The organism is Tundrisphaera lichenicola, from assembly GCF_051175385.1.
GTDB lineage: Bacteria > Planctomycetota > Planctomycetia > Isosphaerales > Isosphaeraceae > Tundrisphaera > Tundrisphaera lichenicola.
Map to the genome: position 1 here is coordinate 5,006,913 of NZ_CP195106.1, position 15,693 is coordinate 5,022,605.

The following is a 15,693-nucleotide window of genomic DNA, read 5'->3' on the forward strand; positions in this document are numbered from 1 at the left end:
CGGGAAGACATCGGGGAGTGAGAAGTGGAGAATTTCGAGGCTGAGCTCATCGGTTGAGCCCGCCGGCTAGCTCTAACTGGGTCGAGGCGAAGGGCCGAGGGGAATGGTGATCCGGAGCGGGCTGGGAGGACCCCAGTGCGGACGGGCGTGGACCAGGCATGGTGTGTCATTCGAGGGGGTCCTTCATGGATCCTTGGCGAGGGCCATCCGTGCGGGACACAGTATCAGCCCTTGTCGAATACGGGTCAAGTCGAACTCTCGCCGCCCATTCTCCGATCCCGTACACTAGGTTCGAGTCGATCGGTCTGGCCTTCGTAAAGTGGAGAAGTTGGCCATGCCGGGAAAGGTGGATCTGGTCCTCGGGACTGCCGGGCACATTGACCACGGGAAGACGGCCCTCGTCCGGGCCCTGACCGGCGTCGATACCGATCGACTTCCCGCCGAGAAGCAGCGCGGGATCACGATCGACCTGGGCTTCGCCTCGCTCGACCTCCCGGGACATCGCGTCGCCCTCGTCGACGTCCCCGGCCACGAGCGATTCATCCGGAACATGCTGGCGGGTGCCTCGGGGCTGGACCTGGCGATGCTGATCGTGGCGGCTGATGACTCGGTCATGCCCCAGACACGCGAGCATCTGGAGATCCTGCAACTCCTGGGTCTGTCCGGCGGCCTGATCGTTCTGACCAAATGCGATCTCGCCGACGAGAGCTGGCTAGATCTGGTGGAGGAGGATCTCAGGACCCTCGTGAACGGGACGTTCCTGGAGTCGGCGGAGATCGTCCGCACCTCGGCGACCTCGGGGAGGGGGATCGAAGAACTGAAGGCGAGCCTCACCCGCGTCTGCGATCAGGCTCCGCCCCGAGACGATCCCGGGCTGTTCAGGATGGCGATCGATCGATCGTTCACCCTGGCGGGTCACGGGACGGTCGTGACCGGGGCGGTGGCTTCGGGCGAACTAGTCGTGGGATCCGACCTCGAATGGTTCCCCGAGGGGAGGCCCGTCCGGGTCCGCGGGATCCATCGCCACGACCAGTCGGTCGAACGAGTCGGGAGAGGGGCCAGGGCGGCCATCAACCTGGGAGGGGTCCATCACCGAGAAGTCCAACGGGGTGATGAGCTGGCCGAACCCGGATATCTGAGGGCATCTCGGGTCCTATCGGTCGAAGTTCGCGAGTCGATCGAGGCGGTCGGTCGGCTCCGGCATCGGGCCAGATATCGAGTCCACGTCGGCACGGCGGAAGTGGCTGCCAGTCTTTCGCTCCTGGATCGCGAGGCAGTCGAATCCTCGACGGGCCTCCGTCTCGCCCAACTCTTCCTGGCCGAGCCGATTGCGACGGTTCACGGTCAGCCGTTCGTGATCCGCGAGGAGAGTCCGCCCGCCACGGTCGGAGGGGGACGAGTGCTCCAGCCGGTTGCTCGGAGGATTCGGAGGCGGGATTTACTCGCCAAGGAAAGGCTCCGACGTCTCGGTTCCGTCGAAGGTTCGACCCGGATCGCCTCGGCCCTCGCATTTCAGGGGCTCTCTCCCTGGACCGATCGGACGCTTTGTCGAGATTCGGGAGTTCCGATCTCAGAGGTCCGGCCGACGGTCGAGAAGATGGTTTCCTCGGGAGAGCTGATCACCCTCCCGGTTGGTCCGAGGCGGACGGTTCAGATCCTGGCGGAGTTCGTGGTCGAGATCGAGGACCGAGTGCTTCGAGCCATAGCGCGGCTCCATCAGGCCAGCCCCCGGATGTCGACCATCGCCCGGGCCCGGGTCGCCTCGGCTCTCGCGGACCTGGAAAACGACGCACTCGTTGCGGGGATCATCGATCGATTGAAGAGCGCCGGTCGAGTCGTGGGAGACGCCCGGACGATCGCCTTGAGCGGTCACGAGCCCCGACTTAGTCAGGGGGAGCGCAAGTTAAAAAAAGAGATCGCCGAGGCGTATCGATCCGGTGGATTCACCCCGCCCGACTCGACGGATTGGACCTTGAAGGGGGGACCCAGGGCTTCGACGGTCCCCGACCTGCTTGCCCTTTTACGTGACGAGGAACAACTGGTGGAAATCAGCCCGGGCCTCTATCTGGACCATGACATCGAAGTCGAGATGCGGAGCAAAGTGATCTCCTATTTTCGGGCATCTCCCGGGATGACCGTGGCCGATCTACGCGATCTTCTGGGAACCTCCCGCAAGTTTGCCGTTCCGCTGGCGGAGTATCTCGACCGGATCGGCCTGACCCATCGCGAGGGGGATATTCGGACCCTGGCCCGGAAAATCACCTCGACTCTCGATCCAGGGGAGGAATTGTGAGTGACCCGGCACGCCGGAAACTACCGCCCGTCCACGAGGTCCTGAACTGGCCGGGGCTTGCGGCCTCGATGGCGGAACGAGGTCGAGAGACGACCGTACGTGCCGTCCGATCCGCGATCTCGGAGGTCCGGGCCTCGCTGGCCAGGGGCGAGAGTGTGAGCGTCGATATCGAGAGCCTGGCTCGATCGGCCGAAGCTTCGATGGTTTCGGATCGGCCCTATCTCCGACCCGTGCTGAATGCGACCGGGATTCTGCTCAACACCGGCCTGGGACGGGCTCCGTTATCGATCGAGGCCGCCGATGCGGTCGATCGGGTTGTCAGGGGGTATTGCAACCTCGAGTTCGACCTCGATCGTGGTGAACGGGGCCTTCGGACCGACGGGGTGGAGGAGCTACTGACCCGACTGACCGGAGCCCAGGCGGCCGTAGTGGTCAACAACAACGCCGCGGCGACGATCCTGGCCGTTCGGGCCCTGGCTGCCGGCCGCGAGGTGATCGTCTCTCGGGGTCAGCTCGTCGAGATCGGCGGGAGTTTCCGACTGCCCGAGATCATCGAGGTCTCGGGGGCCAGGCTCCGCGAGGTCGGGACGACGAACAAAACTCGCCTGTCCGATTATGAAAGGGCGATCGGCCCCGAGTCGGCCGCGATCCTCCGGGTCCATCCGAGCAACTACCGAGTCGTCGGCTTCACCGAAGAGGCCCCGCTGGCCGAACTGGCGAGCCTGGCCCGCGATCGGGATCTCTGGATGATCGACGACATCGGGTCGGGAGCCCTTGCCCCCGGTCTCCCGCCTCACGTCGAGGGAGAACCGTCCGCTTCGGAGGGGCTTTGCTTCGGCGCAGACCTTGTCCTCTTCTCGGGCGATAAGCTCCTGGGAGGTCCCCAGTGCGGAATCTTGATCGGGACCTCGGAGGCGATCGCTCCCCTCCGTCGAGATCCATTGATGAGGGCCTTGCGGGTCGACAAGATGACCATCGCGGCGTTAGAGGCCACCCTCCGACTGGCATTGGACCCCGAACGGGCGGGTGCTCGAATTCCACTCTGGGCCTTCTTGAACGTCGGGATCGAAAGCCTGATCGAACGGGCGAGCCGTCTGGCCGAAGTTTTCCGCTCCGAGTTGGGTCTGGACGCGACGGTTGTGGAGTCCAACGCGTTCCTCGGGGGGGGCAGCACCCCGGTCGAGCCCATCCCGACGGCCGTTGTCCGGGTCGGTCCCCCCTTCCCCGCACCCTGGTCCTCCGAAGGGGAATGGGCGCGGGCCCTCCGTATGGGCGATCTCCCGGTCGTCACCCGAGTCCAGGGAGGAGCGGTCCACTTTGATCTCCGGGCAATCTCCGAATCCGATGATCCGGCCTTGATCGGTGCCGTCCGGGCCTGTTGCTCGGGAGAGCGGAGTGATTGACCGCTCGATTGTGGATCGCGTTTCCAGGCGTTATCGTGACGTCCTCGGTCGGCGGAGGATGAACGCCATGTCCATCCCCGGGTGAGATCGAGTGGAGAACCCGGATATGCGACTCTGCCGCTTTCGACTCGACGAGATGGAACTGGCTGGATTTTACCGGGATAACGAGATCATCCCGATTGACTCGGCGGCGGAGGTCTTCTGCGAGGCGACCGGGACCGAACTCCTCCTCCCCTCCTCCGACAGCCTGCTCGATTACCTTCCGCCCGATGGTCCCGCCTGGCCGGCGGCCCAGTTGCTCGGTCAGTGGGTCGAGGAACAGGATCGGGAGATTCTGGAAGATCTGGCGCTTCCTGTGGAAGACGTGGAACTTCTCGTCCCGATCGCTCAACCTTCCAAAATTCTCTTACTTGCGGGCAATTACGCGGCACACGTTGTGGAACGGGGCGGGATCGCGGTCGAGCGGGCCGAGACTTTCCCCTACGTGTTCATGAAGCCGCCCACAACGACCCTGACGAATCCGGGGGCTCCGATCCGGATTCCCCGGGTATCGCCCGATCACGTCGATTGGGAGGCCGAGTTGGGGGTCGTGATCGGTCGGACCTGCCGAGATGTCGAGGAGGCCGAGGCGCTCGATTACGTGGCGGGCTATACGATCGTCAATGACATCACCGACCGGAAGTACACCCCCAATCCTGTGCGTAAGCCGAGAGAACGCGACAAATTCTTCGACTGGCTCCACGGGAAGTGGCACGACACCTTCTGCCCGGTCGGGCCATGCGTGCTGTCGGCCGATTCCGTCGCTGATCCGCAGAACTTGACGATCCGGCTGACTCTGAATGGAGAGATCAAGCAGGACGGCACCACCGGGCAGATGATTTTTCCCGTCGCGGCCGTGATCTCCTTCATTTCACGCTTCGTGACACTCGAACCGGGTGACATCCTTTCCACGGGTACCCCATCCGGCGTCGGTTCGGCTTCCGGGACCTATCTCAAGCCGGGAGACGTGGTGGTCGCCTCGGTTGAAGGGATCGGAGAGCTAAGTAATCCGATCGAGTCGGAAGCGTGACGGAGACGGATTCGGGGTGTATCATCTTCCGATAGGGTCGAATCCGAGAATCAGCTTCGAGCCTCAATACCGATCAGATTCGGTGGGGGCAGACTCGTCGGATGATCGACCGCCCTGACTCCTTCGCGACACGAATTCATCGAACCCCGGAAAGTCTCCATGCATTTGATTCGCAAGTTGATGGTGGCCAATCGGGGCGAGATCGCAATCCGCGTTTTTCGCTCGGCGAGCGAGTTGGGAATCCGTACGGTCGCGATTTATTCGCACGAGGATCGTTTCGGAATGCACCGGCTCAAGGCCGATGAAGCCTACCCGGTGGGCAAGCCTGGAGAACCAATCCGGAGTTATCTCGACATCCCTTCGATCGTCGACCTGGCCGTCGATAAGGGAGTGGATGCGATCCATCCGGGCTACGGGTTCCTCTCGGAGAACGCCGAATTTGCCCGAGCCTGCCAGGCGGCCGGGATCGCCTTCGTCGGCCCTCGGCCCGAGTTGCTAGACCTCCTGGGCGACAAGGTGGCCGCCCGGAAGCTCGCACGCGAGGCCAAGGTCCCGATCCTGAGCGGGAGCGATGATCCCGTCGAACCCGGACCCGAAGCGCACCGGATCGCCGAATCCCTGGGATATCCGGTGATCGTCAAGGCATCGATGGGGGGCGGTGGCCGGGGGATGCGAGTGGTCGAGTCGGCCGAGGGGCTGGACGACGCCATCGATCAGGCACGTCGAGAGGCCGGGGCGGCGTTCGGGGTCCCCGACGTCTTCCTCGAGAAGTTCATCCGCAAGGCTCGGCACCTGGAAGTCCAGATCCTCGGAGATCATCACGGCAACCTGGTGCATCTCTATGAGCGGGATTGTTCGATCCAGCGTCGGCATCAGAAGGTGATCGAGATCGCTCCGGCTCCCAATCTCGATCCGAGGATCCGCGATGAACTCTGCGATGCGGCCGTCCGGCTCGCGAAGCATGTGGGTTACGATTGTGCGGGGACCGTCGAGTTTCTGTACGACTCCCAGGCCAGCCGGTTCTACTTCATCGAGGTCAATCCTCGGATCCAGGTCGAGCACACCGTCACCGAGATGGTCACGGGTATCGACCTGATCCGGAGCCAGATCCTCATCACCCAGGGCGCAACGCTGGACGATCCCGAGATCAATCTGCCCGATCAGGACTCGGTCCAGACCCAGGGATACGCCTTCCAGTGTCGGGTGACTTCGGAAGATCCCGAGAACAAATTCACGCCCGATTACGGCAAGATCACCCATTATCGATCACCCGGAGGTCTTGGTCTTCGCCTCGATGGCGGCCTGGCGATCACCGGGGCAATCATCACCCCCTTCTACGACTCGCTCCTGGTCAAGGTTTGCGCCAGCGGTCGGAGGTTCGTCGATGCCGCCCGTCGGATGGAACGAGCCTTGCGCGAGTTCCGGATCCGAGGGGTGAAGACCAACGTCCCGTTCTTGCTGAACGTGATCCGGCATGAAGAGTTCCTCGAAGGTCGGGCCACGACCCGGTTCCTCGACGAGACGCCCGACCTCTTCCGATTCCCCGTCACGCAAGACCGGGCCACGAAGCTCCTGACCTTCCTCGCCGAGGTCACTGTCAACGGCTTCCCGAATGTCACGAGGTCCGCCGAGGGGGCGTCGATGACCGAGCCTCATCCCCCGGCACACGGACACGAGAATCCGCCCCCCGGATCCCGCCAGTTGTTCCAGAAGTTGGGGGCGGAAGGGTTCTCGAAGTGGGTCCGCGAGCAGAAGCCGCTGCTCCTCACCGACACCACCTTTCGCGATGCCCACCAGTCCCTGCTCGCCACGCGGGTCCGGACCCGCGACATGGTCCGAGTGGCGGATGCTTATGCTCGGCTCTGCCCCAAGATCTTCTCGATCGAGATGTGGGGAGGGGCCACCTTCGACACTTCGATGAGGTTCCTCAAGGAAGATCCCTGGGACCGGCTGGCCCAGCTCCGCGAGAGGATCCCTAACATCCTCTTCCAGATGCTCCTCCGGGGCTCCAACGCAGTTGGCTACACCAGCTATCCCGACAACGTGGTCCGTGCCTTCGTCCGGGAGTCGGCCTCGGCCGGGATCGACCTGTTCCGCGTCTTCGACGCCCTGAACTGGATCCCGAACATGGAAATCGCCCTCGAAGCGGTCAGAGAATCGGGGGCGCTCTGCGAGGCGGCGATCTGCTATACCGGCGATATCCTCGACCCCGCCCGGACCAAGTATAACCTGAAATATTACGTCAACCTCGCCAAGGAGCTGGAAAATCGAGGGGCGAACCTGATCGCGATCAAGGACATGGCCGGGCTCTGCAAGCCATTCGCGGCCGAGAAGCTGATCCGGACCCTTCGCGATGAGGTCGGTATTCCCATCCATTTCCATACCCACGACGTCGGCGGGGCCCAGGCCGCGAGCGTCCTGAAGGGGGCCGAGGTCGGTCTCGACGTGGCGGATGGGGCCGTCTCATCGATGTCCGGGCTGACCTCCCAACCTAGTCTGAACGCGATCGTCGAATCTCTCCGGTTCACGCCGAGGGAAACCGGGGTCGAGCCTACGGCCCTGGTCGAGATGAGTCGGTACTGGGAGGAGGTCCGTGCCCTCTACACCCCCTTCGAGACGTCGCTCAAGGCCCCCTCGGCCGAGGTCTATGCCTATGAGATGCCGGGTGGCCAGTACACGAACCTCTTCCAGCAGGCGAAGGCGCTCGGGCTGGCCTCGCAGTGGCCGGAGGTATGCAAGGCCTACGCCGAGGTCAACATCCTCTTCGGCGATATCGTGAAGGTGACGCCGACCTCGAAAGTGGTCGGCGACATGGCGCTCTTCCTGGTGGCGAACAATCTGACCCCGGAAGACACGGTCGACCCCTCGCGCGAGCTAGCCTTCCCCGAATCGGTCGTCGAACTCTTCGAAGGACGACTGGGCCAGCCCCCCGGAGGTTTCCCGCCCGTCCTCCAGGAACGCGTCTTGAAGGGAAGGCCCGCCAAGACCGACCGGCCGGGCAAGGACCAGCCCTCGGCCGATCTGGAAGCGGCCCGGGACAAGGCAGGTGCCTATCTGGGCCGCGAAGCGTCCGCACGCGAAGCCTTAAGCTATCTGATCTATCCGAGAGTCTTCCCCGACCTCGCCTCCCACGAACGCTCCTATGCGGACACCTCGGTCCTCCCCACGCCCCTGTTCTTCTTCGGGCCGGAACCCAACACGGAGCATCTGGTCGAGATCGAGCCGGGGAAGACCTTGATCGTCAAGCGGCTCACCGTGGGCGAGGCCCATATCGACGGCAAGCGCACGGTCTTCTTCGAGTTGAACGGGCAGCCCCGCGAGGTGGAGGTCGTCGACCGATCGCTTGCCTCCGCCGTTCGCGAAATTCCGAAGGCCGATCCCAATGATCCCAACCAGGTGGCCGCCCCCCTGCCCGGCCTGGTTGTTGGGGTGGCCGTCGTGGCCGGCGACGCTGTCCGGAAGGGCCAGAAACTCCTCTCGATCGAGGCGATGAAGATGGAGACCACACTTTACGCCGAGCGGCCGGGCCGGGTGGCCGAAGTGGTCACCGCAGTCGGAAGGCAGGTCAAGACCGGCGAATTACTGGTCCGGCTCTCCTCCGAATGAGCCGCGCGTGGCCATTCGTCCGATCCGTCCACCGCTTCGAAGAGGTCGACTCCACCAGCGACCAGGCGCGTCGGATGCTCAGCGAGGGCTCTCTCGAACTCCCGGCCCTGATCTGGGCCGGGAGCCAAACCAGGGGCCGTGGGCAAGGTTCGAATCGTTGGTGGTCCGACGCCGGAAGTCTGACGGCCACCGTCATCCTCGACCCATCTTCGATCGGACTGACGCCCGATCGCGAGCCCAGGGTGGCGCTGGCAACGGCCTCGGCCACCATCGATGCAATCGCTGAGCGATATCCCGCGTGCCGGGCGGGGATTCGATGGCCGAACGACATCGAAGTTGGCGGCCGGAAACTAGGTGGCATCCTGCCCGAACGGGTCGGTTCCGGTGAGTCGTCACGGCTACTGATCGGAATCGGCTTGAATGTGACGACCCGCGTAGACCAGGCTCCGGTCGAAATTCGAGCGATGGCGGCGAGCCTGAACGACTGGGGGCGAACAGAGTCTCCGGTCGATCCGATCGAGGCTATGCTCGCGCTCATCCTGGAGAGGCTGGAACCTTCCTTGCAGGATCTGGTCTGCGGTTCGTCCCGACTGACCGAAAGTTGGGAACGACTCGACGTCCTGGCCGGTCGGCGTATCAGGGTCCAGATCGGGTCCGAGATGGTCGAGGGGATGGCCTCGGGCATCGACCCGTCGGGAGGGCTGATCGTTCGCCGTGAGGGGACAATCGAGGTCCTGCACGCCGGAAGAGTCCTTCGCGACCAGAATTCGGAAATAGCCTGATCAGCGACGCCTGAAACCCTGAGATGTATGGTTGGTTTCGAGCGAGATGCAACCAAGCCGCGTCGAGAACGGCTTCGGGTCATCGCGCGCTCGTGGCCATGTTGACGGGTAAGGTCAATGCTCCTTCCGATATAACCCCATGATGTCGTCAAAACGAAGCCAACCTCCGGTAACAAACGAAGCCACCTGCCTAATTGGCAGGTGGCTTCGTTTTTCTCAGGTTGATTTCAGATCGAGCGAATCAGCGGCTGCCTACCAGTTCCTTCCCCTTGATCGGTTCGTCGACCACTCGACGATCCCAGTCGATCAGGATCGGGCTGGCGATGTAGATCGTGCTGTAAGTACCGCTCAAGAAGCCCACGACCAAGGAGAAGGCGAAGCCGTGGAGCCCTTCGCCGCCGAAGAGGTAGAGGATGATCACGACCAACCAGGCGGTCAGCGAGGTCAGGATCGTCCGGCTCAGGGTCTGGTTCACCGCGTCGTTGATCATCTGGCTGGAAAGGTGTGGCGACTTACCCTTGAGTTCGCGGATTCGGTCGAAGATCACGATTGTGTCGTTGACCGAGAATCCGATCAGCGTCAAGAAGGCCGCGATCATCGGCAAGTCAATCTTGAACGGTTCCAGCAGGAGCATCTCGCCGAGGATCGGGATCCGAGACAACCAGTAGGTGACCGCAATCGCCCCGAGGGTGATCAACACGTCGTGCACGACCGCGATGATCGCCGCCAGGCCATAGACCAGCGACTTGAACCGGAACCAGAGATAGACCGCGATGATGATCCAGCTCGCCACGGTGGCGACCACGGCCAGGCTTCTGGTCTCGGCGGCCACTGTACTGCCGAACGATTCGGATCGCTCGAAGAGGAGGTTGCGGTCGTTTCTCAGGGAGGTGGTCAGCTTTTCGAGCTGGGATTGAACGACCTCGGGTTCGAGATTCGTCCGAAGCAGAAGGGTCTCGGAGTTGGCGACCAGGACGTTCCCGGAGGTTGCTTTCGGGTTGACGATCTCGAACCGAGCGTCGGGGTTGTTGATCCCATTTTCCTGGAGCACATTTCGGAAAGAGGTCGAGATCTGCGGGGCGGATTGGGGCAGATTGAAGTTGAGCTCGTACTGCCTCCCTCCCGCGAAACGATCGACCGCGGCCTCTTGCTCCTTGGCCGGGTCGGTCGGGGCGACCGCCGGGGTCGCGGCGATCGGCGTTGCCGCGCCGGGCTTCAGTTCAACGCGTTGAAGGGCATTCTTGAACGAGTCGAGGACAACTTGCTTGACCGTCTCGATCTTCTGTTCGGTGGTCCGGATGTTGTAGCGTTCGCCCGACTTCTCGCCGCCGACCGTCAGGCTCTCGACCGTCACGTCGGGCAGTTCACTGGCCTTGGAACGGACGAATGCGGTCCGTTCCGAGTTCGAGAGCTTGCTGACATCGGGGTCCTGGTCGTTCAACTGGATCGTCACCAGCGTCCCGCCGGTGAAGTCGATGTTGTACATCCCCTTGCCTCGGATCCCGGTCGCCACCAGCCCGAGCACGATCAGGAGAGTCGACACCGCCATGCATGCCTTGCGAGGAGAGATGAAGTCGATGTTGGTCTTGTCCATCAACTTGAGCATCGTGACTCGCTTGAGCCAACCCTTGGCATACCAGAACTCGAAGATCACCCGCGAGACATAGACGGCCGTGAACAGGTTCCAGACCATGCCGATGATCAGGGTCAGGGCGAACCCCTTCACCTCGTCGGTCCCCACGGTGTAGAGCACCAGGCCGGAGAGGAAGATGGTGACGTGGGAATCGAAGATCGTCACCCAGGCTCGATTGAATCCGTTGCGAATCTGCTGGGCCAGGCCCGCCCCTCGGTCCGCTTCCTCTCGCATACGCTCGAAGATGAGCACATTGACGTCGACCGCCATGCCGATCGTCAAGGCCAGGCCGGCAAGCCCCGGCAGCGTGAAACTGGCCTGGAGGAAGGCCATCGAGGCGAGGAGGAGCAGGAGGTTCAGCATCAAGGCGACGACCGCGACCAGCCCGGCGAACCGGTAGTAGGCAATCATGAAGAGGCAGACAACAAGCATCGAGACGATGATCGCATAGACCCCCTTGGCGATCGTGTCATCGCCCAGGGTCGGTCCCACACTCTCCTCCTGGAGAGGCTCGGGATTCAGGCTGGCGGGGAGGCTTCCCGACCGGAGTACGGTGATCAGGAAGTTCAACTCTTTCTGAGAGAAGCCCGAGGCTCCGCCCTCGATGATCCCGGAATCGCGGATTTCCGAATTGATCGACGGCGCCGACTGGACAACTCCGTCGAGCAGGATCGCCAGGCGATACTTGAAGTTGCCGTTCTCCTCGGGCAAATGCTCGCTCGTCAAAGTGCCGAATTTCCGGCCACCCTGGCGATTGAAGGTGAACCCCACAGCCGGCTGGTAATGATCGTCTTGCTGGACCTCGGCCTTGGCCAGGAGCTTGCCGGTCACATCCTGCCGGTCGATCTTGTACAGGACGTACCGGACCGTATGCCCGGGGCCGACCTTCTCCTCGCGAATGATCGGTTCCGCCGGATCGGGCGAGGTGGGATTGGGCGGTTGAATCCGGCTGGGGTTGAACTCAATCCGATACGACGAGACCGAGGCGAGTGTGAGGGGCTTCTGGAACGTGAGGGTGTTGAGCGTATTCCCTTCGATCGTCGCTTCCAAATCGCTCTGTTCGATCCCGGCCTCGGTCTTGCCGGTCAGGAACGCCGTCCGCCCGGCATAGGCATTCTTGACCCATCGCTGTGTCGGGTCTGTGAGAGTTTTACCCTGGGAGTCCCTGGTCGGATTCGATCCGGTGATCGTCTCGCCGACCATGGCCCATTTGTAGCGAGAAGGGGGCTTGGTGAAACCATTCGAGCCGAGAGCACGGTCGATGACCGCTGCGTCGTGCTTGTGGTTGGCCAGGATTCGGAATTCGAGAGATCCAACGTTGGTCATCTTCCGCTTGACTTCCTCGACCTCGTCGGCCGTGGCTTTGGGCAGAATGACCTCGATCCGGTTATTCCCGACGGCCCGAATCGGGATATCGAGGACCCCTTCGGGATTGACCCGTCGCTTCAGGGCCGTGATCAACTCGTCCAGGCTCACATTCCCGGCGGTCGCGTCCTTGCGGACTTCGTAGACCAGGATCGTGCCGCCCGAGAGGTCGATCCCGGTCTTGAGCTTCTCCTTGGGTGGCAGGATAGCCACCAGGCCGAGCAGAGTCAGGCCGATGATCAGCGCGAACTTACCACCAAACTTTTTCATGGTCGTTCCCTGCGGCCCGGCGGTCGCAATCCTCGAAGAGAGCCGAAATCGTGTCGTTGGAATCGGGTCCCTCAACGGGGACGCCGTTCCCCTGTTCCCTAGATCGGGCGATCCGATCGAGGCCTCGCTCAACCTTCAGAGCTTCATCCTGCTTCACTTCGCCTCGACGGGCTTGGATGCCGTATCGCCCAGGACTCGAACAATGCTGGCACGAGTGAATGCGATCTTGACCTTGCCGTCATCATCGAGTCGGAGGACGACCTTGTCGGAGTCGTCGTCCACCGACAGGACCGTCCCGTACATCCCGGCGGCCGTCAGAACCTTGTCGTTCTTCCTCAGCTTCGAAATCATCTCTCGACGCTTCTTCTCTTGCTGCTGTTGCGGCCTGAGGAGCAAGAAATAGAAGATGATCGGGATCGGCAAGAGTGGAGCATACTGGATCAGCGGGTTTACTTCCGGGTTGCCGGCGACGGGGGCAGCAGCCTGAGCGAGGAGGATCGGCAGTCCGGAAAACAAGCCAAGCATGAGGATCGGTCCGTGGTCGTTCGAGGAGAGTCGGAGGAATCGACCCTGGGGTGCAAGTCGGAGGGTCGCCCATCAACCCTCGTGATCGGTCGCATGCCGTACTTTAACCGTTACGGGCCCAGCGCTTCAAGCACCTCCGCCCTGAACGGGACGAATCGACCGCCCCGTATCGCTTCGCGGATCCGTAGAGTCAATCGTTGGAGGTACGCTAAGTTGTGGATCGAGGCGAGGATCGGGCCGAGCATTTCTTTTGCGATGAAGAGATGACGGAGATAGGAACGGGTGAATCGTGAACAGGCGAGACAGTCGCATCCCTCCTCGATTGGCCGAGGGTCTCGGCGATGGATCGCGTTCCGGAACTTGACCGGGCCCTGGTCGGTCAGGCAGGTTCCGTTTCGTCCGTTCCGGGTGGGAAGCACGCAGTCGAAGAGGTCGATCCCGGTTGCGACCGCATCGAGAATATCCTGAGGCCGGCCTACCCCCATGAGATAGCGAGGCCGGTCTTCCGGGAGTCGGTGAGTCGTCACTTCGAGGGCCTTCCGGACCTGCTCGCGTTCTTCTCCCACGCTTACCCCACCCACGGCATAACCGTCGAAATCGAGGTGGATCAAGGACTCGGCGCAACCAGCCCGCAGGTCTTCGTGGGCTCCCCCCTGGACGATTCCGAAGAGGGCCTGATCGGCTCTCGTATGAGCTTCCTTGCAACGCGCCGCCCAGCGAATGGTCCGGTCGACGGCCCCGGCGATGGTCTGCTTGTCGGCGGGCAAGGCCGGGCAAACGTCGAGGCACATCGCGACGTCGGCGCCGAGATCCTGCTGAATCCCGATCGCCCTCTCGGGGGTTAATTCGAGGAGTCGCCCGTCCAGGTGAGAGCGGAACGCGGCCCCAGACTCGGTAATTTTCGCGCGAGTTGCCAGGCTGAAGACCTGAAACCCGCCCGAGTCGGTCAAGATCGGACCGTCCCAGTCCATGAAACGGTGAAGCCCGCCCATGGCCGCGACTTCACCTTCACCGGGCCGGAGGGCCAGGTGATAAGTGTTCGCCAGGAGCATCCGACTTCCCGTCGCCCGGATCTGGTCGGGGGTCAAGCCCTTGACCGTGGCCTGGGTCCCGACCGGCATGAAGGCCGGGGTTTCGATCGAACCATGCGGAGTCTGAAGGACGCCGGTCCGGGCAAGGCTCTCGGCGTCTCTCGCGATCAGTTCAAAATGGACCGGGCGTGACAACGGTAGAATGCTCGGGTTGACGAATGACCTCAGATCGATGGGCGAGTTCGGGCTGAGTTAATTCGCGTCTGCATCGCCCATCAATCGTCGGTCAATGCTCCTACCGATCCCGGGACGATCGGATCACTCATTCTTGAGCTTTAGATTCAACTCGCGTAGCTTCTCGCGGACTTCGTTCAGCGAGGTCACGCCGAAGTTCTTGCACTCCAGGAGTTCGTCTCCGGTATGGCTGAGAAGCTCCCCGAGGCTCTGGATCCCAAGCTTGGTCATGCACTTGCGAGCGCGGACCGAAAGGTTCAGGTCGCCAATCGGCTTGGCGAGCATCGCGCGATCCTCGGGAGAAAGCGACTCCGGCTCATCGATCGCGGAGGCCGAGGCCTGTCCTCCACCTTCGAGGGCCATCCCGAGCCAGAGATTCTTGGAGGTCATCATCTCCTTGATCTCTGACAACGAGGTCTCCCCGAAGTTCTTCGAGGCCAGGAGTGCGGCCTCGGTGGTCCGGGTGAGGTCGCCGAGCGTCCGGATGTTCATCTTCCGGAGGCAGTTCCGGCTCCGAACCGACAGTTCGAAGTCGGTGACGGGGATCTCCATGAGCTGCCGCTTGATCGCGATGTCCTTCTCGACGGTCTCGTCGTAGAACATGTCGCGGCTGGCCCGGCAATCCTTGAAGAAGAGGGCGGCCCGAGGATGACTCCGATCGTGCTGGAGGACCTGCCGATAGCAGTTCTCGGCCTCACGGAAGTTCATCCGGTCTTCGTAGAGGACGCCGAGATTGATGAGGGCGGCCAGGGGGACCGGCGGACGCTTGACGCAATCCTTGTAGAAGTCGAGCGCGACATCATCGTTGCCGTGGAGGTCGTTGATGTAAGCCAGCTCGAACAAGGCATTCGTGTGGTGACGATCCAGATCGACGGCCTTCTCCAACTCGACCGAAGCCGCGACCAACTCGCCCTCGGCGGCGAGCAGGCTTCCTCGCTGGTAATGGTACTCGGCGGAATTCCCGCAGGATGCTTCCAAGGTATCCAGCATCGCCCGAGCTTCGTCTTCCTGACCGGCCCGTCGAAGGGCCCCGGCCCGGTGGAGGTCGGACGACCTGGTGTCGTAACCGGCGGCCGATGCGGTCTCAAATGCCTTCGCGGCCTCCGACCACTTCTGGAGGTATCCGAGCGCGAGGCCGCGGAAGAAGTGGGCCAGCCCCGAATCACCTACCTTACCGAGATGGGAAAGGCCGGTCGAATAACGGCCCAGGAGGACATCACCCACCCCGAGCCGCAGATGGATGTCGGGCGTTTCTTCGCCCTTGGTTCGATCACGGAGGGCGGAAACCGCGTCGCGAAGGGTCGCGTATCGCGAAGGGTCGCGTCCCAAGACTTCGCGGAGGTCGGCCACGGCCGAGACGTCGAACGGATTGCGATCCAGGAGCGCGCGAACGTCGGTGGTCATCAACTCGGTCATCCGTCTCTCTCCTCGACTCAAACTGGGCACGGACTCGACCGTGTCTGGGACGTTCATGGGGCATGA

9 protein-coding genes are annotated in these 15,693 nt (G+C 62.6%); 5 read left to right on the top strand and 4 right to left on the bottom strand.

What is annotated here, in order from left to right; all coding sequences use genetic code 11:
- The first annotated feature begins 334 nt into the window (after positions 1-334).
- The 5 genes from selB (at position 335) to P12x_RS19615 (ending at position 9,153) form a co-directional block, all read left to right on the top strand.
- A complete protein-coding gene (selB, locus tag P12x_RS19595) occupies positions 335-2,293 on the top strand; it encodes a selenocysteine-specific translation elongation factor (RefSeq protein WP_435006326.1) in 1,959 nt (652 codons plus the stop codon).
- A complete protein-coding gene (selA, locus tag P12x_RS19600; protein WP_435006327.1) occupies positions 2,290-3,696 on the top strand; it encodes an L-seryl-tRNA(Sec) selenium transferase in 1,407 nt (468 codons plus the stop codon). The genes selB and selA overlap by 4 nt, the downstream gene beginning before the upstream one ends.
- 106 nt (positions 3,697-3,802) lie before the next feature.
- Positions 3,803-4,765, top strand: coding sequence for a fumarylacetoacetate hydrolase family protein (locus tag P12x_RS19605; RefSeq protein ID WP_435006329.1), 963 nt, complete (start codon positions 3,803-3,805; stop codon positions 4,763-4,765).
- Between the two features lie 159 nt (positions 4,766-4,924).
- The gene (locus P12x_RS19610) at positions 4,925-8,371 is read left to right on the top strand and encodes a pyruvate carboxylase (RefSeq protein WP_435006330.1); all 3,447 of its coding nucleotides are present in this window, start codon (positions 4,925-4,927) and stop codon (positions 8,369-8,371) included.
- On the top strand, positions 8,368-9,153 hold the full coding sequence (locus P12x_RS19615) for a biotin--[acetyl-CoA-carboxylase] ligase (protein ID WP_435006331.1): 786 nt from the start codon (positions 8,368-8,370) through the stop codon (positions 9,151-9,153). Before P12x_RS19610 ends, P12x_RS19615 begins: the two co-directional genes overlap by 4 nt.
- Before the next feature lie 241 nt (positions 9,154-9,394).
- Here the strand turns inward: P12x_RS19615 and secD are convergent, their stop codons facing one another.
- From secD to P12x_RS19635, 4 genes are all read right to left on the bottom strand, one after another.
- Positions 9,395-12,421 carry a protein translocase subunit SecD gene (secD, locus tag P12x_RS19620; protein ID WP_435006332.1) on the bottom strand — a complete coding sequence of 1,009 codons (3,027 nt, stop codon included), beginning with the start codon at positions 12,419-12,421 and terminating at the stop codon, positions 9,395-9,397.
- Positions 12,422-12,574: 153 nt separating this feature from the next.
- Complete coding sequence (gene yajC, locus P12x_RS19625) at positions 12,575-12,946, bottom strand: preprotein translocase subunit YajC (RefSeq protein ID WP_435006333.1); 372 nt, start codon at positions 12,944-12,946, stop codon at positions 12,575-12,577.
- Between the two features lie 110 nt (positions 12,947-13,056).
- Positions 13,057-14,172: a tRNA guanosine(34) transglycosylase Tgt gene (tgt, locus tag P12x_RS19630; RefSeq protein ID WP_435006335.1), complete on the bottom strand. Its 1,116-nt coding sequence runs from the start codon at positions 14,170-14,172 to the stop codon at positions 13,057-13,059.
- Positions 14,173-14,295: 123 nt separating this feature from the next.
- The gene (locus P12x_RS19635) at positions 14,296-15,627 is read right to left on the bottom strand and encodes a DNA-directed RNA polymerase subunit alpha C-terminal domain-containing protein (protein ID WP_435006337.1); all 1,332 of its coding nucleotides are present in this window, start codon (positions 15,625-15,627) and stop codon (positions 14,296-14,298) included.
- Positions 15,628-15,693: the final 66 nt, after the last annotated feature.